This is a genomic window from Pseudomonas sp. SDO5271_S396 (assembly GCF_054071795.1).
This window is the reverse complement of the sequence record NZ_JBSVWB010000072.1, coordinates 1-19,448: the sequence shown is the minus strand read 5'-3', so window position 1 is coordinate 19,448 and position 19,448 is coordinate 1. Positions and strand designations below refer to the sequence as shown.

Sequence of the window (19,448 nt, the reverse complement as noted above, 5' to 3'; positions counted from 1 at the left end):
TGCGGAGTGTCAGCCACTGAATGTGCTGACTGACCCACCGCTTTCGCGGGCAAGCCCGCTCCCACATGTTGTCCGCGTCGTCTTAAAGACCAGTAAGCAAATGCACCACGCCGCCTGACAACACCATCACGCCAGGCACACCGGCTGCGGTCAACGCTCCACTGTTCATCTTCCCGGCATCCTGCAACTGCACCCGCACCCGCGTCAGCGCCACACGTTGCTGCGACTTGAGATTCTCCGCGCCGCCCAACGCACTCAGTACGTCAGCCGACAACAGATTCTGCGATGACGATGCCGACGGCGCCGTGACGGCCTCGACAATCAAGTCAGGGGTCAGGGCTTTCCAGAACGCCCGCTGCAATTTCTCGAACATGCTCAGTGCTCCACGACAAGTGAGGTTTCAACGGTGGCCGCGTGGTATTGGCTCAACGCCTCACGCACTTGGGAGGCTTCTTCCAGGCCCAGCACCTGGCGGGCGATGAGCTGGCAGTCGGCCAGATCCAGCTCGCGAACCGTGGCCTTGATGGTCGGGATCAGCGGTACGCTGACCGACAACTCGTCCACGCCCAGCCCGATCAGCACGGGCACTGCCAAGGCTTCGGAGGCCAATGCACCGCACACACCTACCCACTTGTCATGGGCATGCGCGGCCTTGACGGTGGTGGCGATCAAGCGCAGTACAGATGGGTGAAAACTGTCGGCCTGGCTGGCCAGACGCGGATGGTCGCGATCCATCGCCAGGGTGTATTGGGTCAGGTCGTTGGTGCCGATGGAAAAGAAGTCCACGTGGGGCGCGAACACATCGGCCATCAAGGCGGCGGACGGCACCTCGATCATGATGCCCAGCTTCGGCAATTCGGTGAGCCCGAGTGCCTGTGCTTCCTCTTCAAGGATCTTGCGGGCCAGATGCAACTCCGAGACCAGGCTGACCATCGGCAGCATGATATGCAGCCGCGCAAAACCGGCGCTGGCCAGAATGGCGCGGAACTGTTCGCGCAGCAGTTCCGGGCGCTCCAGGCACAAACGAATGCCGCGCAAGCCGAGGAATGGGTTGGTTTCGGCGTCCATCGGCACGTAGGCCAGGGGCTTGTCACCGCCCACATCCAGGGTGCGCACCACCAGATTTCGCTCGGTGCCCAGGGCACGGGCGATGGCGGTGTAGGTCGCGGCTTGCTCATCCGGGCTCGGCGCGCGGTTGCGATCCAGGTACAGAAACTCCGAACGCAGCAGGCCCACACCTTCGCCGCCCAACGTCAGGGATTGCTCCACTTCCTGCAACGACGCGACGTTGGCGGTGACTTCCACGTGATGCCCATCGCGGGTCACGGCAGCCAGGGTCGCCCGGGCCAGGTCACGCTGGCGGCGCTGAACTTGCTGTTGCCGAGTCACTTCCAGTTGTTCGATTTCGGCCAGGTTCGGGTCCAGGTGCAACTCGCCCTTATCCGCATCGAGCAAGACTTGCTTGCCATTGGCCAGCGCCAGCACCTGCACCGGCACACCGCAGATCGCCGGCAGGCCGAGGGCACGGGCGAGAATAGCCACGTGGCTGGTGGCACCGCCACCGACAGTGACGAACCCCAGCACTTTGGTGGTATCCAGACTGGCGGTCTGCGACGGCGTCAGTTGCTCGGCAATCAGGATCGCCCGCTCCGGCAACGCCAAGGCGCTGTCCTGAATGCCCAGGATCAGCTTCAGCACACGCTGGCCGACATCGGCCAAGTCCGCCGCACGCTCGGCGATCAATGCATTGCCCATGCCCTGGAACAATTTCACCGTGGCTGCCGTGGCGCTGTTCCAGGCGAACGCGGCGCTCTTGCCTTCGGCCAGCAGCGCGTGAGCCTGTTCGAGCAGGGTCGGGTCTTCGAGCAGTTCCTGATGGGCACGGAAAATTTCCGCCTGGGCACTGCCGGCAGCCTTGTCTTGCAGGGCTTGCAACGCCTCGTTTGCCGCCAGCAGGCCACGCTCCAGCGCGGCTCGTTCGGCGGTTTCACCGGCACCCGTTTCAGGGATGCTCAGTTCAGGTTCGGTGACTTGGACAACCTGGCCAAATGCCGAACCGGGCGAGGCACACACGCCTTTGAGCAGCGTCGCCGACACATTCGGCTCAGCCACCTCGGCGGCGACCGCAACCGTCTCGCCACTGCCTTGCAGCAACAGCTCAACCAGCGCCTCAATGGCCGCTTCGGCCTCCTCGCCGGCGGCGCTCACTTGCAACGTATCGCCCTGCACGGTCTGCAGCGCCATGATCGCCACCAACGATTTGGCGTTGGCGCTCTGGGTTTGCTTGTGCAGGTAGATGCTGGCGTTGAAGCCCTTCGCCGCCTGGGCAAATACCGCCGCAGGACGCGCATGCAGGCCATTGGCATTGGGCAGGGTCAACGGTTTGGAGAACAGTGCATCGCCCTCCTCTTCCTCGGGTGCTTCAAGCGTTTCACCTGGGGATAACTGCACCAACGGCTGGCCTGCTTCTACGAGCCCGTCCGCCAGCAAGGTGAACGGCTCGCCGCTCACCACCAGCATCAGGGTCAGCAGACTCCGGGCATTGAGCGCCACGTAGTCGGCATCGAATTCGATCAGCGGTTGCCCGGCCTCCACCCGCTGGCCTTCCTGCACCAACCGGGTGAAGCCCTGGCCCGCCAGGTTCACGGTGTCCAAGCCGATATGCATCAGTATCTGGACGCCGTTGTCGTCGGTGACAGTCACCGCATGACCACTGTCCTGGATATCGCTGATCACCCCGGCCAACGGTGCGCAAAGGGTCTGCGACGTAGGGTCGATGCACAGACCGTCGCCGATCAGACGGCTGGAAAACACCGGATCGGGCACCTTGTCCAGCGCCAGCAGCACACCGGACAGGGGTGCCTGCAGTTCCAGGGGTTGAGTTGTGGTCATGACTTCACCTGTTGGTTTTGTTCTGTAAAAACATTGAGCGGATTACTTCCACCAATACTCGACTTGCACACCAAAGTTCGACCCATGCCGTGCCGTCCCGTAGGAGCCGGTGTCGGACAACGCCGACCCCGCCGCCAGCTCATTCGCCGCGCGCTTGGCCGCTTCGTTCCAGGTGGCATAGGTGTAGTACAAACGCACTTCCGGCCGCGCCCAGAAATCCGGGCCTTTGGGCGACCAGGTCGGGGCGAAGGTAAATTTGCTCAGCTTGCGCGTGCCGCCCGTGGCGTCGATTTGATCGTGCCCAAGTTCAGTGACCAGTTTGAATTGCTCGCTGATTGCATAGGCAGGACGCACACCCACCGACATCCAGGTCTGGTCCTGGCTGCCGGGGCGAATATCTTTCTGGTACACAGCTTCGATCTGCCCGCCGAAACGCGGGGTTACCTGCCAGTCGAAGAACTCCACGGCGCGGTAGCTTTTGCTGCTTTTGTCCAGGCTGGTATCACCGGTATACCCCAAGCCGGTGCCGGGGCCTTCGCCGTACTGCAGGGCGAATTTGTTCTTGCCGCCCAGGAAAGGTTTTTGCACGTGCTGCGCGGTGATCGCCCAGCCGCTGTTGGCGTCACGACCACCGGCCTTGTCGATGTAGCTCAGGCCCAGCTCCAGCTCGCCACCGGGGTTGGTCTTGAAGCCTGCGACGTTGAAGTCGTGACGGGTCGCGTATTCCTTCTGGTACAGGTTGTCCTTGCGGGAAATGGCGTAGCTGTACTTGAGGTCGCCGATCAGCACGTCCTCGATACCGCCACCCGTGGCGCTCTGGTTCCAGTAGTAGAAGTCGGAGATATGGATGTCGTTACGTTTGTAGTAACGCCGACCGGCCCACAGCGAACCGCCATTGAGGCTGGGCAGGTTGGACCATTGCGCATACATCTGCGGCATGCGCGCCGAGCCGTTGTTTTCGCCCTGGAATTTCAGCTCGCGGTCGTACTTGTTGTACAGCGACGCCATGGCATCGACGCTGAGCACCGAACCATCGTCGAAGGTGAGCAGGTCCTGGCGCAGTTCCAGCTCGGCATACTGTTCGCATTCGTTACCCAGACGGTATTTGGAGGGTGCCCCCGGCAGTTGGAAACACTGCTGCGGGCCACTGCCCGTGGACGTCCCCGCGCCGCTGCGCAGGTAACCGGCAAATTCCAGTGCCTGGGCGCCAAACGGCAGACTCAGACAAGACGCAACGAGGCCCAGCTTTATTGTTGTTTTCATGAAGCACTCCGGTATTTTTATTATGGTGTTTGAAGCGCCCCGTGCTCCCACACGGGGGTACAGCGGGTCTCAATCCTTGAGGTGCAACACAAACGATTCGTATGGGCGCAACACCACCGTGCCCGTACGCATCGGGCAGTCGGGATAATTGCTGATCAACAGGCGTTGCTCGCTCGCCGCGCCACCCAAGGTGTCGGGCAACTGGATTTCGCAGGGCGTGCCATAGAAGTTGTTCAGCACCAGCAGGCGCTCACCGTGGCCTTCGCGCAGATACGCCCAGACCTGTGGATGGCCTTGCAGCAGCTCGCGATAGACCCCTTCCTGGATCAACGGTTCATGACGACGCAAGGCGATCAGCGCGCGGTAGTGATGCAGTACTGAATCCGGGTCATCCAGCTGGCTTTCGACGTTGATCTGCGCCGCATTGGCCGGGATGCCGATCCACGGTTCGCCGCTGCTGAAACCGGCATTGGGCCCGGCATTCCACTGCATTGGGGTGCGCCCGTTGTCACGGGATTTCTGCATGATCGCCGCCATGCTCGAGGCCGCGGACTCACCCGCCTCAAGCTTGAGGCGGAAGATGTTCAGGGTCTCGACATCGCGGTACTGCTCAATCGTGTCGAACCCCGGATTGGTCATGCCCAGCTCTTCGCCCTGGTACACGTACGGCGTGCCCTGCAAGAAGTGCAGCGCCGTGGCGAGCATCTTGGCCGAGACCACGCGATGCTCACCGTCATCGCCAAAACGCGTGACCACGCGCGGCTGATCGTGGTTACACCAGAACAGCGCATTCCAGCCTCCACCGGCCTGCATGCCCAGTTGCCAGTCGGAGAAGATCTGCTTGAGCTGCAAGAAGTCGAAGTCCGCCTTCACCCACTTTTGCAGGTTCGGGTAATCGACCTTCAGGTGATGGAAATTGAAGGTCATCGACAGCTCTTTCGATTCTGGCCGCGAGTAGCGGATGCAGTGTTCGAGGCTGGTGGACGACATCTCACCCACGTTGATCAGGTCATGCCCCTCGAACACTTCGCGGTGCATTTCCTGCAGGTATTCGTGCACGTTCGGACCGTCGGTGTAGAAGCGACGACCGTCGGTGTTGTCTTCGGGGAAATCGGCGGGCTTGGAGATCAGGTTGATCACGTCCAGGCGGAAGCCGCCTACGCCCTTGTCGCGCCAGAAGCGCATCAGCTTGAACACCTCGGCGCGCACCTTGGGGTTGTCCCAATTGAGGTCGGCCTGGGTGTGGTCGAACAGGTGCAGGAAGTACTGGCCGGTTTGCGCCTCGTATTCCCAGGCCGAGCCGCCGAACTTGGATTCCCAGTTGTTCGGCTGGTCGCGCCAGATATAGAAGTCGCGGTACGGGTTGTCGAGGCTGCTGCGCGCCTGCTGGAACCATGCGTGTTCGATGGAAGTGTGATTGACCACGATATCGAGCATCAACTTGATGCCGCGTTTGCCCGCTTCGCTGATCAGCAACTCGCAGTCGGCCATGGTCCCGTAGCTGGGGTCGATGGCGTAGTAATCGCTGATATCGTAGCCATTGTCCCGCTGCGGGGAACGCAGGAACGGGGTGATCCACAGACAGTCGACACCCAGCCATTGGAGGTAGTCGAGTTTGTCCACGATGCCCAGCAGGTCACCGGTGGCGTTACCCGCGTGGCTGTGGAAGCTTTTGGGGTAGATCTGGTAGATCACCGAGTGTTGCCAGTCTTGCATGGGGGTTCCTTCAATTGATTGGGTGCTGGCTGTGAGGGCCTCATCGGGGGCAAGCCCCCTCCCACATTTGAATGTGTTCACAGATCAAGGTGGGAGCCGGCTTGCCAGCGATGGCAATGGATCAGGCGACGCGATAACCGGGGCGCACGATCTTCATGCTCAACGCGTAGGTCAGCATGAACGGCACCACCATCGCGATGACCATGCCGATCACGAACATCGAGATGGAGTGCGGCACGATCGAGATGAATCCGGGCAACCCGCCCACGCCGATGGCGGTCGCCTGCACCTTGTTCAGCGACAGGAAAATGCTGCCCAGCGCCGAGCCCACCAGGGCGGCATAGAACGGGAACTTGAAGCGCAGGTTCACGCCGAACATCGCCGGCTCAGTGATGCCGAAATAATCGGAAATAGCGGAGGTGGAAGCCATGCTTTTGTCCCGCGCATTGCGGGTGGTGTAGAACACCGCGAGCGCGGCGCTGCCCTGGGCCAGGTTGGACATGACGATCATCGGCCAGATGAAGGTGCCGCCCTGGGTGGAGATCAGTTGCAGGTCCACGGCGAGGAACATGTGGTGCATGCCGGTGATCACCAACGGTGCGTACAGCAAGCCGAAAATCGCACCGCCGAGCATGGGCGCCAGGTCGAACAGGGTGACCACGCCTTCGGTGATCAGAATGCCGAGGTGACGAGTGACCGGGCCGATGACCGCCAGGGCCAGCACGCCAGTCACGACGATGGTAGTGATCGGCACCACCAGCAGTTGAATCGCATTGGGCACCCGCGCCCGCAGCCACTTCTCGATCACGCTCATCACAAAAGCGGCCATCAGGATCGGCAGAATCTGGCCCTGGTAACCCACTTTCTCGATCTTGAACCAGCCGAAAATATCGAAGTACGGCAGGCTCTGACCGTCGAGACCGGCCACGGCCTTGCCGTAGTTCCAGGCGTTGAGCAGGTCCGGGTGCACCAGCATCAGGCCGAGCACGATGCCGAGGATTTCACTGCCACCGAAACGCTTGGCCGCCGACCAACCCACCAGGGCCGGTAGGAACACGAACGAGGTGTTGGCCATCAGGTTGATCAGGCTCCACACGCCATCCAGGTTCGGGTACGCCTCCAGCAGCGTCTTGCCCTCGATGAACATGCCCTTGGCGCCCATCAGGTTGTTCACGCCCATCAACAGGCCGGCGATGATCAGCGCGGGCAGGATCGGCATGAACACGTCGGAGAACACCCGTACCAGACGCTGCATGGCGTTGGTCTTGTCGGCACCCTTCTGCTTGACGTCGGCGATGGTCGAGACCGCAAGGCCAGTCACTTCGCGCAAGGCGGCGTAGACCTTTTCCACTTCGCCGGGGCCGATCACCACCTGGAACAGGCCACCGGTGAAGAACGAACCCTTGACCAGGTCGACCTGGTTCAACGCGCTGCTGTTGACCTTGCTCGGGTCCTTGAGCGCCAGGCGCAGGCGGGTCACACAGTGGGCAGCTTGCTCAAGGTTGTCGCGGCCCCCGAGGTTCTCGAGAATCTCACGGGCAATATTCGGATAGTCGTGGCTCATGCTTGGTTTCCACTTTGATTTTTTTATTGGGGGCAGTCATTGGCAGCACGCCGAGGCCAAAAGTACTCGTCTGTACGAGTTAAAGCAACAACTCGTCTGTACGAGTTACAAATTGTTTATCCGCCACAGGCCGCCAGCCTCTCTGCAAGCCACAGCCGTCAAAGGGTCTAATGGACAAACCCCAACAGTGCCACTATGGTTCCTGCCTTGAACGCGCCGTTCACCTTCATCAAGACGGGCACAGAGTCATCCCATGAGTAAATACAACCAGATCTACACTGATCTGCTTGCGAGCATTACCACTGAACGCCTGCAACGCGGTACGCGGCTACCCTCCGAAACCGAACTGATGGACACCTATCAGGCCAGCCGTGGCACCGTACGTCGGGCCATCGAGCAATTGCAGGAGCGCGGGTTTGCGCAAAAGATCCATGGCAAGGGCACGTTCGTGTTGTCGCCCAACCCGATCGAATTCCAGCTCGGCGGCATCGTCAGCTTCCACGAAACCCACGCCGATCTGGGCGATGACATACGCACCGAAGTCGTCGAATTCGGCCAGATCCCGCTGGAGGGCTCGCTGCTGCAACATATCGAAGCCGAGCCGGGCACCCTGCTCACCCGTATCAAGCGCATTCGGCACATTGGCGGCAAACGGGTGATCCTCGACATCAACTACTTCGTCGCCGAGCTGATCCCGGGCCTGGACCGAGAGATCGCCTCGCAGTCGATCTATGCGTTCATCGAACAGACGCTGCAACTGCAGATCAGCTACGCGCAACGCACCATCGAAGCCCTGCCCCGCAGCAAAGACGACCAGGCCCACCTCGACCTCGAGGGCCAGAGCCATGTGATCGTGGTAAGCAACCAGACGTTTTTGCAGGATGGAAGGCAGTTCGAGTACACCGAGTCGCGGCATACGCTGGACAAGTTTTACTTTTCGGATATTGCGCGGCGCTGAAGGTCAGGCGCCGCAGCCATTGTCGCAGTTGTTGCATTCCGCCGGCCGGTACTTGGCGCTAAGGTTCTGCCGCACCCAAAGGGGCACCATCGACCCCTTGCCAATACCGAGCCGACCATGAAAAAACTATTCCCTCCCCTCCTCGCGGCACTGCTGCTGAACGAGATCGCCCTTACGTCCGCAGCCTCTACCACCGAGCTGAACGTCAAAGGCAGCATTACCCCAAATGCCTGCCAGCCCAGTCTCACTAACGGGGGCGCCATCGATCACGGTAAATTGCCAGCCAAGAACCTGAACGTTGAAGAGATCACGGTGTTGCCTCAACACCACCTGCAATTGAATATCCGCTGCGAAGGCGCCACATTGCTCGCCCTGACCACCATTGACAATCGAGCTGGCTCCTCAATAGTGCCCGGTCTCCACGGCCTTGGCCTGATCAACGGCAACGAGAAGCTCGGCTACCTCGTCTTCAGCCTGGAGGACCCCGTCAGTGACTCCGGACAGATGAGACCCATCATGTCCACCAACAACGGCGCTAGCTGGCTCCCCGGCAGTAACTTGACCTATCCGGCACTGATCGCCGCGACCGGCATGAACAACCCCGGTAACGTACCCGTCGCCTTCACCACGCTGGATGCTGTCGTGGCGTATTACACCTACATCGCACCCTCCAAAACGCTGACCCTCACCCACGAAGTGCCGATCGATGGGCATGCTACGTTGCAGCTCAAATACCTGTAGGCCCGCGCCTGATAACGCGCACAAAAAAGCCGCTTGTCTTCAAGGGACAAGCGGCTTTTTTGTGCCTTAGCGGTTAATCCTTGGAAAGGATCACTCCCACTCAATCGTCGCCGGCGGCTTGCTCGACACGTCATACGTGACGCGCGAGATGCCTTCGATTTCGTTGATGATACGGCCGCTGACGGTTTCCAGCAGTTCGTACGGCAGGTGTGCCCAGCGGGCGGTCATGAAGTCGATGGTTTCCACGGCACGCAGGGCCACGACCCATGCGTAGCGGCGGCCATCGCCCACGACGCCAACGGATTTGACCGGCTGGAACACCACGAATGCCTGGCTGACCTTGTGGTACCAGTCGGCCTTGCGCAGTTCTTCGATGAAGATGTGGTCGGCGCGACGCAGCAGGTCGGCGTATTCCTTCTTCACTTCACCCAGGATGCGCACGCCCAGGCCCGGACCCGGGAATGGGTGGCGGTAGACCATGTCGTACGGCAGGCCCAGTTCCAGGCCTAGACGGCGGACTTCGTCCTTGAACAGTTCGCGCAGCGGTTCGACCAGCTTGAGGTTCATTTCCTCAGGCAGGCCGCCCACGTTGTGGTGGGACTTGATCACGTGGGCCTTGCCGCTCTTGGCGCCAGCCGACTCGATCACGTCAGGGTAGATGGTGCCCTGGGCCAGGTACTTGATGTTGTCCAGCTTGCAGGATTCGGCATCGAACACGTCGATGAAGGTGCGACCGATGATCTTGCGCTTCTTCTCCGGGTCGGCTTCGCCGGCCAGGTTGCTCAGGAACTGGTCTTCGGCGTTGGCGCGGATCACCTTGACGCCCATGTTCTCGGCGAACATGGCCATCACTTGCTCACCTTCGTGCAGGCGCAGCAGGCCGTTGTCGACGAAGACGCAAGTCAGTTGGTCGCCGATGGCCTTGTGCAGCAGGGCTGCTACCACAGACGAGTCAACACCGCCGGAGAGGCCCAGCAGCACATTGTCGGTACCGACCTGGGCGCGGACCTGGGCGATGGCGTCTTCAGCAATTTTCGACGGGGTCCACAGCGCTTCGCAGCCGCAGATATCGAGGATGAAGCGCGACAGGATGCGACCGCCCTGCTTGGTGTGGGTCACTTCCGGGTGGAACTGCACGCCGTAGTAACGGCGCTCGTCGCTGAACATGCCGGCGATCGGGCAGCTCGGGGTGCTGGCCAGGATGTGGAAGTCTTCCGGCATCCTGGTGACCTTGTCACCGTGGCTCATCCACACGTCGAGGCCGAACAGGCCATCGGCGTCGACGTGGTCTTCGATGCCGTCCAGCAGCAGGCTCTTGCCGACGACGTCGACACGGGCATAACCGAACTCACGCAGCTCGGAACCTTCGACCTTGCCGCCCAGTTGCTCGGCCATGGTCTGCATGCCGTAGCAGATGCCGAATACCGGCACACCCAGGTCGAACACCGCCTGTGGGCAGCGCGGGCTGTTGGCCACGTGCACGGACTCGGGGCCACCGGCGAGAATGACGCCTTTTGGCGCGAATTCGCGGATCGCTTCGTCGTCCATGTCGAACGGATGCAGTTCACAGTACACGCCGATTTCACGCACGCGGCGGGCGATCAGCTGGGTGTACTGGGAACCGAAGTCGAGGATCAGGATGCGGTGGGCGTGAATGTCGAGGGCCATGAAGTCAGTCTCGTCTAATGAATCAGAAACAACTCGGGGCTGAAGAACAGCCCCGGTTACTTAACGTTTTGCTGGAAGCCTCAACCTACGCGGTAGTTTGGCGCTTCCTTGGTGATCTGCACGTCGTGGACATGGGATTCAGCCATGCCGGCGCCGGTGATCCGTACGAACTCTGGCTGGGTGCGCATTTCTTCGATGTTGGCGCTGCCGGTGTAGCCCATCGAGGAACGCAGGCCACCCATCAGTTGATGGATGATCGCGCTCAGGGTGCCTTTGTACGGCACACGGCCTTCGATGCCTTCCGGAACCAGTTTCTCGGCGCCTGCCGAAGAGTCCTGGAAGTAGCGATCGGAAGAACCCTGGGCCTGGGACATGGCGCCCAGCGAACCCATGCCGCGATACGCCTTGTACGAACGGCCCTGGAACAGTTCGATTTCGCCCGGTGCTTCTTCGGTACCGGCAAACATCGAGCCCATCATCACGCAGGAGGCACCGGCCACGATGGCCTTGGACAGGTCACCGGAGAAACGGATGCCGCCGTCGGCGATCAACGGAACGCCGCTGCCTTCAAGGGCCTCGGCAACGTTGGCGATAGCGCTGATTTGCGGCACGCCCACACCGGCGACGATACGGGTGGTGCAGATGGAGCCCGGGCCGATACCGACCTTGACCGCATCGGCGCCGGCTTCGACCAGTGCCTTGGCAGCTGCGCCGGTGGCGATGTTGCCGCCGATCACTTGCACGTCCGGGAAATTCTCTTTGACCCAGCGAACGCGGTCGATCACACCTTTGGAGTGACCATGGGCGGTGTCGACCACCACCACGTCAACACCGGCGGCCACCAGGGCCGAGACGCGCTCGCCGGTGTCCTTGCCGGTGCCGACCGCAGCGCCTACGCGCAGACGACCCTGGTCGTCCTTGCTGGCCAGCGGATAGGCCTTGGACTTCTCGATGTCCTTGACGGTCATCATGCCCTTGAGGGTGAACTTGTCGTCAACGATCAGCACTTTTTCCAGACGGTGCTTGTGCAGCAGTTCGCGCACTTCGTTCTTGTCGGCGCCTTCGCGTACGGTGACCAAACGCTCTTTGGGCGTCATCACTTCGCGAACCGGCACGTCCATACGGGTTTCGAAACGCACGTCACGGGAGGTGACGATGCCGACCAGGTCGCCATCGTGCAGCACCGGTACGCCGGAAATGTTGTGCATACGGGTCAATTCGAGCAGATCACGCACCGTGGCATCGGCTTCGATGGTGATCGGGTCCTTGACCACACCCGCTTCGAACTTCTTGACCTTGCGCACTTCGGCAGCTTGCTGCTCGATGGTCATGTTCTTGTGGATGATGCCGATGCCGCCTTCCTGAGCCATGGCGATGGCCAGACGGGCTTCGGTGACGGTGTCCATGGCAGCGGAAACCAGGGGAATATTCAGCTCGATGCCACGGGTAAGGCGGGTCTTGAGACTGACTTCATTAGGAAGCACCTCGGAATAACCGGGCACTAGGAGAATGTCGTCGAATGTCAGAGCTTCTTGGCTGATACGCAGCATCGCGGGGGCTCCCGAGCGGGAAAATGGAAGCGCGCCATTATATACACGCACCCTGTCGGGCTCAATGTAAAACTCTGACAAACTTGGTAATACTGATAGATGGAGAAATTTGGCCGCCGACCGACAACGGGATGCGGAGCGTCCAGAGCCGCGTTCCCAAGCGAAGCCCGGGAACGATCAGTGGATTAGAGCTCGACTTTGACCCAACTCATCTTCTGGTCGAGCCAATCGGCGAACTCGTCGATAAAGCTCTGCTTGAACCCCGCCTCGGCCCAGTTGTTGAAGATAAAGCCCAGGTTGGAAAAGCCGCACTCCTGCAGGAACAGAAAGCCGTTGATGTCATCTTCATACCCACACAGCGGGCAGGTGAAGTTGTCGGTATGGCCGGGCATCCAGTCTTCCAGGCTTTCGAACAGTGCTTCGCCGATCTCCTTGCGACACTCCGGGCAGCCGGCTTCTTCCAGAAATCCCTTCGCCGGCGTGTAGATGCAACGCTTGTAGATGATTTCCAGGCCGTTGACCGGTTCGCTGAACGGCAGCGCCTCGGGGTGCAGCACCACGGCGCGGGCACCATCGGCCAAGGCATGGCCCATGCGGTTGCCGGTGCGACCGCAGGTGGTGAGTTCTTCCTTGATGATGTTCTTGCGCACCAGCCAACGCACGATCGCCCGGGCGCGGGGTTCGTGGACGGGCAAGGTGGAGATTTTCGGGACAAGGATGCTTTGGGAGTTCATGAGGCCTGAAAGTCCTGCGGTGTGTCGTCTGACGCCATCGCGGGCAAGCCCGCTCCCACAGGTGGCCGCATTCCTACAGGAGAAATACGGTCGAATGTGGGAGCGGGCTTGCCCGCGAAGAGGCCCTGAAGGCTGGCAGCTTAATCCCTGAAAAAATGAGGTCAAGTGCTCAAGTAACGCCCAATCAACGCAACCCCACTCGCCAGCACCAACCACGTCACCAACCTTACAAACGCCTCACGGGACATGCGCATCGTCAGCCTGCGCCCACACCACAGGCCCAAGGCCATCGCCGGCAGCAGGCACAGCGCCAACATCAACAGCGGCACATCCGCATACACCCCGGCAATCAGGAAAAGACTCAGGCGCACAACGGTGCTGCAACTGATCAACGCACTCTGGGTGGCGCGGGCCGCGTCCTTGGGCAGCCGGCTGTTGAGGTAGATCGCGTATAAAAAGCCACCGCTGCCGAACAGCGCGCCAAACAACCCACCGACCGTGCCCATGGGCACCGACCAGCCCGCCGCCAACTGCGTGGGGCGCGCCTTCACCGCCAGGCTGTAGATCGCGTAGGCGCTGATGAACAGGCCCATCAACAGCAGCAACAGGTCGGAATGCAGGTTGAGCAAAAACACCACGCCGAGGGTGCAACCAATCGCCATGCACGGCAGCAATCGCAGCAGTTCCGGCTTGTTCACATCCCGCCGCGATTGCAGCAAGTTGCCGAACGCAGCGACAAAATCCAGCAGCACCAGCAACGGGATGATCTTCGACAAGGGCATGAAAAGGATTAAGAGAGGTCCCGCCACCAATGCGGTGCCAAAACCGGCGATCCCGAACACGATATAGGCCACGACGATGCCCAGGCCGATCACCAGCCAATCCACACCACCAAACGACCACTGATTCATCAGCTCAACCGGGCCCATGGGAAATTCCTTGCAAGAGATGCCCCTCACTTTAGCCATCGGCGAGGGTTGCGACTAATATCTTCAAAGCCCTCCATCCATCTCGAAAAGGCATGACGTGTGATTTCCACCCGCCAACTGCGCTACTTTGTCGAAATCGCCGACAGCGGCAGCTTCAGTGCCGCTGCCGAGCGCCTGTTTGTTGCGCAATCGGCCCTGAGCCGGCAAATCAAGGAGCTCGAGAAGCACCTGCAAACAACGCTGTTCGAGCGCACGGCGCGCCAGCCCCGGCTGACCGCCGCCGGAGAGGCGTTTTACCCACGGGCGCGCAACCTGCTCAACGAATTGCTCAAGGCCAGCGAAATGGCCACGCAAGTGGGCAATGGCCAACTCGGAACCCTGCGCCTGAGCCATTCGAGCACGGTGCCGATGAGTGGCCCGCTGCTGCAAGGCATTGGCACCTGGCTGGAACGCTGCCCGGGGGTATCGATGGAGATCGTCAAACTGTCTTCCGAAGCGCAATTGGAAGAAATCGCCGACGGTCGCCTGGAGGTGGGGCTGCTGCGTCTACCGGTATTACGTCAGCGTGAAGGCGTACGCGTGCTGCCTTTGTATAGCGAGCAATTGTTGCTGGCCGTGCCGCCGAATCACGCCTTGGCCCACAGCCGCACACCGGTCGAACTTGAGCAGTTGAAGGACGAAGCGTTTATCTCGATCCCCCATCCCCAGCGCGGAGGACTGAGTTATCTGTCAGCCGAATTGTGCATGCGTGCGGGATTCTTCCCCAAGGCCGCGCGGGTGATGTCGCGCAAAACCACCCAGTTGCAGTTGATCCAGGCCGGCTTCGGTATTGCCTTGTTACCAAAATCCATGCAGGACATCGCGCCAGCCAATGTGCGCTTTTTATCCCTGGCCGACCCGGACTGCTTGAGCACCGTGGCCCTGGCCTGTGCGCAAAAGCCCAGTGCGCTGGTGGAGCAGTTCTGTCAAACCCTGCACGATTGCCTATAAACTGCCGACCATGATTAAAGACCCGTTTGCCCGCCTGGGCCTGGACCGCGAAGTCCTGACTGTCAGCCAGCTCAACAACCGCGCACGGGTGTTGCTGGAAGACGTGTTCATCAATATCTGGGTCGAAGGCGAAATCTCCAACCTCGCCCGCCCGGCCTCCGGCCACGTGTATTTCACCCTCAAGGACAGCGGCGCCCAAGTGCGTTGCGCGCTGTTTCGCAACAATGCCGCACGCGTGCGCCAGGCATTGAAAGACGGCCTGGCGGTGAAGGTACGCGGCAAGGTTTCGTTGTTCGAGGGCCGTGGCGACTACCAGTTGATCCTCGACACCGTGGAGCCCGCCGGTGATGGCGCGCTGCGCCTGGCGTTCGATGCGTTGAAGGAAAAGCTCAGCGCCGAGGGCCTGTTCAGTGCCGAGCGCAAGGTGCCGTTGCCGGTGCATCCTCGGCGCATCGGCATTGTCAGCTCGCCGACAGGCGCGGTGATCCGCGACATCATCAGCGTGTTCCGCCGCCGTGCGCCGAACGTCGAACTGACCCTCATCCCTACCGCCGTGCAAGGCCGCGAAGCCATCCCGCAGATTGTGCGCGCACTGAAACTGGCGGATGCACGCGGCTTCGATGCGCTGATCCTGGCCCGTGGCGGCGGCTCGCTGGAAGACCTCTGGTGCTTCAACGAAGAAGCCGTGGCCCGTGCGGTGGACGCCTGCGTCACGCCAATCGTCAGTGCCGTCGGTCACGAAACCGACGTGTCCATCAGCGATTTCGTCGCCGACGTCCGCGCCCCGACCCCCTCCGCTGCGGCTGAATTGCTGGCGCCGGACGCCAGCCATTTGGTGCGTCAGGTCGAGAACCTGCACCGCCGCCTGGTGATGCTGATGCGCAACCGCCTGACCCACGACCGCCTGCGCCTGGAAGGCATGGCGCGGCGTCTGCGGCACCCCGGCGAACGTCTGCGCCAGCAGGCCCAGCGCCTGGACGACCTGGACATGCGCCTGCGCCGGGCCTTCGAACGCAGCCTCAACACCCGTCGCGAGCGCCTGATCCGCCTGGAAACGCGCCTCGCCGGCCAGCACCCGGGCCGTCAACTGGCCCTGCTGCGCCAACGCCTGGACAGCCTCGCCGAACGCCTGCCCCGCGCCATGCGTGAAGGCCTCAAGGCCCGCCGCCTGCAGCTGCAAAGCCAGGTGCAGACGCTGCATGTGGTCAGCCCGCTGGCCACCCTGGGTCGTGGTTACAGCATTTTGCTGGACGAACGCGGCCAGGCCATTCGCGATGCCGCGCAAACCCAAACCGGCCAGCGCCTGACCGCACGCCTCGGTGAAGGCCAGTTGCAAGTGCGGGTGGAAGACAACCACCTGACACCCGTCACCCTTTCGTTACTGGATTGATCGATGCCACGTTTCCTGAGCTTGCTGATGTTGTTGTGCCTCGCCTTCAACGCCCACGCCGACAGCTACATCACCCGCACGCTGAACAAGCCCGTACCGGGCGGCGTCGCAGTGGTTGACCTGGGCACTGCGGCCACCGCGCCAAAAGCCACCTATCTGGGCAAACCGGTGCTGGTGGTGAAAGAACAGGGCAACTGGCTGGCGATCGTCGGCATCCCGCTGACGGTCAAACCGGGCAACGAGCGCATCAGCAGCGGTGGGCGCAACCTGCCGTTTATCGTCGGTTACAAGAAATACCCGGAACAGCGCATCACCTTGAAAAACAAAAGCCAGGTCAACCCGGACCCGGCCCAGCTCAAGCGCATCGAGGGCGAACTGGCTGTGCAGCTCAAGGCTTACCGCAGTTTCAGCCCGAACCTGCCGAGCAACCTGGTGCTGGACAAACCGGTGAACGGGCCGCTGTCGAGCCGATTTGGCGTGCGCCGCTTCTTCAACGGTGAAGAGCGCAACCCCCACTCGGGCCTGGATTTCGCCGTACCGGCGGGCACGCCGATCAAAACGCCGGCAGCGGGCAAAGTGATCTTGACCGATAACTACTTCTTCAACGGCAACACCGTGTTCGTCGACCACGGCCAGGGCTTTATCAGCATGTTTTGCCACATGTCGAAGATCGACGTGAAGGTGGGCGATCAACTGGCGCGCGGTACGGTCGTGGGCAAGGTCGGTTCCACCGGCCGTGCTACCGGGCCGCACATGCACTGGAACATCAGCCTGAACGATGCGCGTGTCGACCCGGCGATCTTTATCGGCGCGTTCCAGCCTTGATATGAAGGGTGAGGCTACTGGCCTCATCGCGGGCAAGCCCGGCTCCCACATGGGAACACTCTTCAACTGTGGGAGCTGGCTTGCCTGCGATGGCGCACGCCAGTCACCTCTATTGCGCCGCCGGCAAATGCTGCGCAAACAAAGCATGCAGAACCCATAAATAAAGCAATAAAATCTCGCCACTCACGCCAATAGCAGAACTTCTCTCAATTTTTCTCGACTGCTTGCCATCTTTCACCTCGGCGGTTAGGGTTGAGTTCATGAAAACCTCTCACACCCTCATTCAGCGTCGCCAGCACCGCAGCCTGTGCCTTGTCAGCGCACGACTGCCAGGCTGAATCGATCTGCCTCGCCCCCGGCTTTATCCACAATAAACACTTTCTGGCAGGCCGCCTCTTCTCGGCCCTACAACAAGGATTTTCCCGATGAGCATGCTCAAAGACCCGTCTTCGAAGTACCGCGCGTTCCCGACCATCGATATCCCGGACCGCACCTGGCCGTCGAAAACCATCACCACCGCGCCGATCTGGTGCAGTTCCGACCTGCGTGATGGCAACCAGTCGCTGATCGAGCCAATGGACGCGGTGAAAAAGCTGCGTTTCTGGAAAACCCTGGTCGCCGTGGGCGTGAAGGAAATCGAAGCGTCGTTCCCTTCCGCCTCGCAAACCGACTTCGACTTCGTGCGCACCTTGATCGAAGAGGGCCACATTCCGGATGACACCACCATCCAGGTGTTGACCCAGGCGCGTGAAGACCTGATCGCGCGGACGTTCGAATCCCTGCGCGGCGCGAAAAAAGCCATCGTGCACCTGTACAACGCCACCTCGCCGTCCTTCCGCCGCATCGTGTTCAACCAGGACAAGGACGGGATCAAGGCCATCGCGGTCAACGCGGCCAAGTTGTTCGTCAAGTATGCAGCCCAGCAACCGGACACCCAATGGACCTTCCAGTATTCGCCGGAAACCTTCAGTGCTACCGAACTGGAGTTCGCCAAGGAAGTGTGTGACGCGGTGATCGAGGTGTGGAATCCGACGCCTGAGCACAAAGTCATTCTCAACCTGCCGGCCACCGTCGAATGCGCCACGCCGAACATCTATGCCGACCAGATCGAGTGGTTCGGTCGCCATATCAACCGTCGTGACAGCGTGATCATCAGCCTGCACACCCACAACGACCGTGGCACCGGCGTGGCCGCCACCGAGCTGGGCCTGATGGCCGGCGCCGACCGTGTCGAAGGCTGCCTGTTCGGCAACGGCGAGCGTACTGGTAACGTCGACCTGGTCACCGTAGCCCTGAACATGTACACCCAAGGCGTAGACCCCGAGCTGGATTTCTCCGATATCGACGGTATCCGCAAGGTGGTCGAAGAGTGCAATCAGATCCCCGTGCACCCACGTCACCCGTACGTGGGCGATCTGGTCCACACCGCGTTCTCCGGCTCGCACCAGGACGCGATCCGCAAAGGCTTCACTCAGCAGAAAGACGACGCCCTGTGGGAAGTGCCGTATCTGCCGATCGACCCGGCCGACATCGGTCGCAGCTACGAAGCCGTGATTCGCGTCAACAGCCAGTCGGGCAAGGGCGGCATCACTTACCTGCTGGAACAGGAATACGGCATCAGCTTGCCGCGCCGCATGCAAATCGAGTTCAGCCAAGTGGTACAAGCCGAAACCGACCGCGTGGGCCTGGAAATGACTGCCGCGCAGATCTACAGCCTGTTGCAGCGTGAGTATCTGCAAGCCAACACCCCGTACGCGCTGGTCAGCCATCGCCTGCAGGAAGAAAACGGCAACAGCCACGTTGAAGTCGAAGTCGCCAGCAAAGGCCAGGGTGAAACCAACCTGCACTGGAAAGGCAAAGGCAACGGCGCGCTGGAAGCCCTGGTGGCGGGCCTGCCGGTGGCGGTCGAAATCATGGACTACAACGAGCACGCCATTGGCGCGGGCACCAACGCCAAGGCCGCGGCGTACATCGAACTGCGTGTGAACGGCGAACGTCCGGTGCACGGTGTGGGTATCGATGAAAACATCACCACTGCCAGCTTCAAGGCGCTGTTCAGTGCGCTGAACCGTTCGTTGAGCCAGCAGGAAGCCAAAGCGGCGTAACTGGCTGCTGAAATGCGAAAGGCCCCTGGGTGTGAGTCCAGGGGCCTTTTTTGCTTTGGATCCTGGGTGATGCTGATCACCTCTTCGCGAGCAAGCCCGCTCCCACAGGGGAATGTATTCAAC

16 protein-coding genes are annotated in these 19,448 nt (G+C 61.1%); 6 read left to right on the top strand and 10 right to left on the bottom strand.

Going from position 1 to position 19,448, the window contains the following annotated elements; genetic code table 11:
• Nucleotides 1-82: 82 nt before the first annotated feature.
• From ACW9IN_RS28350 to treP, 5 genes are all read right to left on the bottom strand, one after another.
• Nucleotides 83-373: a PTS transporter subunit EIIB gene (locus ACW9IN_RS28350; RefSeq protein WP_457368955.1), complete on the bottom strand. Its 291-nt coding sequence runs from the start codon at nt 371-373 to the stop codon at nt 83-85.
• A 2-nt stretch (nt 374-375) separates the two neighbouring features.
• Complete coding sequence (gene ptsP, locus ACW9IN_RS28345; RefSeq protein WP_457368954.1) at nt 376-2,892, bottom strand: phosphoenolpyruvate--protein phosphotransferase; 2,517 nt, start codon at nt 2,890-2,892, stop codon at nt 376-378.
• Between the two features lie 42 nt (nt 2,893-2,934).
• Nucleotides 2,935-4,155, bottom strand: coding sequence for a carbohydrate porin (locus ACW9IN_RS28340; RefSeq protein ID WP_457368953.1), 1,221 nt, complete (start codon nt 4,153-4,155; stop codon nt 2,935-2,937).
• Between the two features lie 69 nt (nt 4,156-4,224).
• On the bottom strand, nt 4,225-5,871 hold the full coding sequence (gene treC, locus ACW9IN_RS28335; protein ID WP_457368952.1) for an alpha,alpha-phosphotrehalase: 1,647 nt from the start codon (nt 5,869-5,871) through the stop codon (nt 4,225-4,227).
• Between the two features lie 121 nt (nt 5,872-5,992).
• Nucleotides 5,993-7,435 carry a PTS system trehalose-specific EIIBC component gene (gene treP, locus ACW9IN_RS28330; RefSeq protein ID WP_457368951.1) on the bottom strand — a complete coding sequence of 481 codons (1,443 nt, stop codon included), beginning with the start codon at nt 7,433-7,435 and terminating at the stop codon, nt 5,993-5,995.
• Nucleotides 7,436-7,688: 253 nt separating this feature from the next.
• On the opposite strand from treP, the gene treR reads away from it, so the two are divergent.
• Nucleotides 7,689-8,393 carry a trehalose operon repressor gene (gene treR, locus ACW9IN_RS28325; RefSeq protein WP_457368950.1) on the top strand — a complete coding sequence of 235 codons (705 nt, stop codon included), beginning with the start codon at nt 7,689-7,691 and terminating at the stop codon, nt 8,391-8,393.
• A gap of 117 nt (nt 8,394-8,510) precedes the next feature.
• A complete protein-coding gene (locus ACW9IN_RS28320; RefSeq protein ID WP_457368949.1) occupies nt 8,511-9,134 on the top strand; it encodes a DUF1120 domain-containing protein in 624 nt (207 codons plus the stop codon).
• Nucleotides 9,135-9,224: 90 nt separating this feature from the next.
• Here ACW9IN_RS28320 and guaA read toward each other — a convergent pair whose 3' ends face one another.
• The 4 genes from guaA to ACW9IN_RS28300 form a co-directional block, all read right to left on the bottom strand.
• Nucleotides 9,225-10,802: a glutamine-hydrolyzing GMP synthase gene (guaA, locus tag ACW9IN_RS28315; RefSeq protein WP_457368948.1), complete on the bottom strand. Its 1,578-nt coding sequence runs from the start codon at nt 10,800-10,802 to the stop codon at nt 9,225-9,227.
• An 80-nt stretch (nt 10,803-10,882) separates the two neighbouring features.
• The gene (gene guaB / locus ACW9IN_RS28310) at nt 10,883-12,352 is read right to left on the bottom strand and encodes an IMP dehydrogenase (protein WP_457368947.1); all 1,470 of its coding nucleotides are present in this window, start codon (nt 12,350-12,352) and stop codon (nt 10,883-10,885) included.
• Between the two features lie 185 nt (nt 12,353-12,537).
• The gene (locus tag ACW9IN_RS28305; protein WP_457368946.1) at nt 12,538-13,086 is read right to left on the bottom strand and encodes a sugar ABC transporter ATPase; all 549 of its coding nucleotides are present in this window, start codon (nt 13,084-13,086) and stop codon (nt 12,538-12,540) included.
• 161 nt (nt 13,087-13,247) lie between these two features.
• Nucleotides 13,248-14,015 carry a sulfite exporter TauE/SafE family protein gene (locus ACW9IN_RS28300; RefSeq protein WP_457368945.1) on the bottom strand — a complete coding sequence of 256 codons (768 nt, stop codon included), beginning with the start codon at nt 14,013-14,015 and terminating at the stop codon, nt 13,248-13,250.
• A gap of 99 nt (nt 14,016-14,114) precedes the next feature.
• Between ACW9IN_RS28300 and ACW9IN_RS28295 the strand changes: the two genes are divergently transcribed.
• From ACW9IN_RS28295 to ACW9IN_RS28285, 3 genes are read left to right on the top strand one after another with little or no spacing between them, the layout of a single operon-like run.
• Nucleotides 14,115-15,005, top strand: a complete 891-nt coding sequence (locus ACW9IN_RS28295; RefSeq protein WP_457368944.1) for a LysR family transcriptional regulator — start codon at nt 14,115-14,117, stop codon at nt 15,003-15,005.
• A gap of 10 nt (nt 15,006-15,015) precedes the next feature.
• Entirely contained in the window at nt 15,016-16,395 is a 1,380-nt protein-coding gene (xseA, locus tag ACW9IN_RS28290; RefSeq protein ID WP_457368943.1) for an exodeoxyribonuclease VII large subunit, read from the top strand.
• A 3-nt stretch (nt 16,396-16,398) separates the two neighbouring features.
• Entirely contained in the window at nt 16,399-17,220 is an 822-nt protein-coding gene (locus tag ACW9IN_RS28285) for a peptidoglycan DD-metalloendopeptidase family protein (protein WP_457368942.1), read from the top strand.
• Between the two features lie 109 nt (nt 17,221-17,329).
• Here ACW9IN_RS28285 and ACW9IN_RS28280 read toward each other — a convergent pair whose 3' ends face one another.
• Nucleotides 17,330-17,482 (bottom strand): hypothetical protein, encoded by a 153-nt coding sequence (locus ACW9IN_RS28280; RefSeq protein WP_457368941.1) that lies wholly within the window; start codon nt 17,480-17,482, stop codon nt 17,330-17,332.
• Between the two features lie 163 nt (nt 17,483-17,645).
• Here ACW9IN_RS28280 and leuA point away from each other — a divergent pair, with 163 nt between their 5' ends.
• On the top strand, nt 17,646-19,325 hold the full coding sequence (leuA, locus tag ACW9IN_RS28275; protein ID WP_457368940.1) for a 2-isopropylmalate synthase: 1,680 nt from the start codon (nt 17,646-17,648) through the stop codon (nt 19,323-19,325).
• The last annotated feature ends 123 nt before the right edge of the window (nt 19,326-19,448 follow it).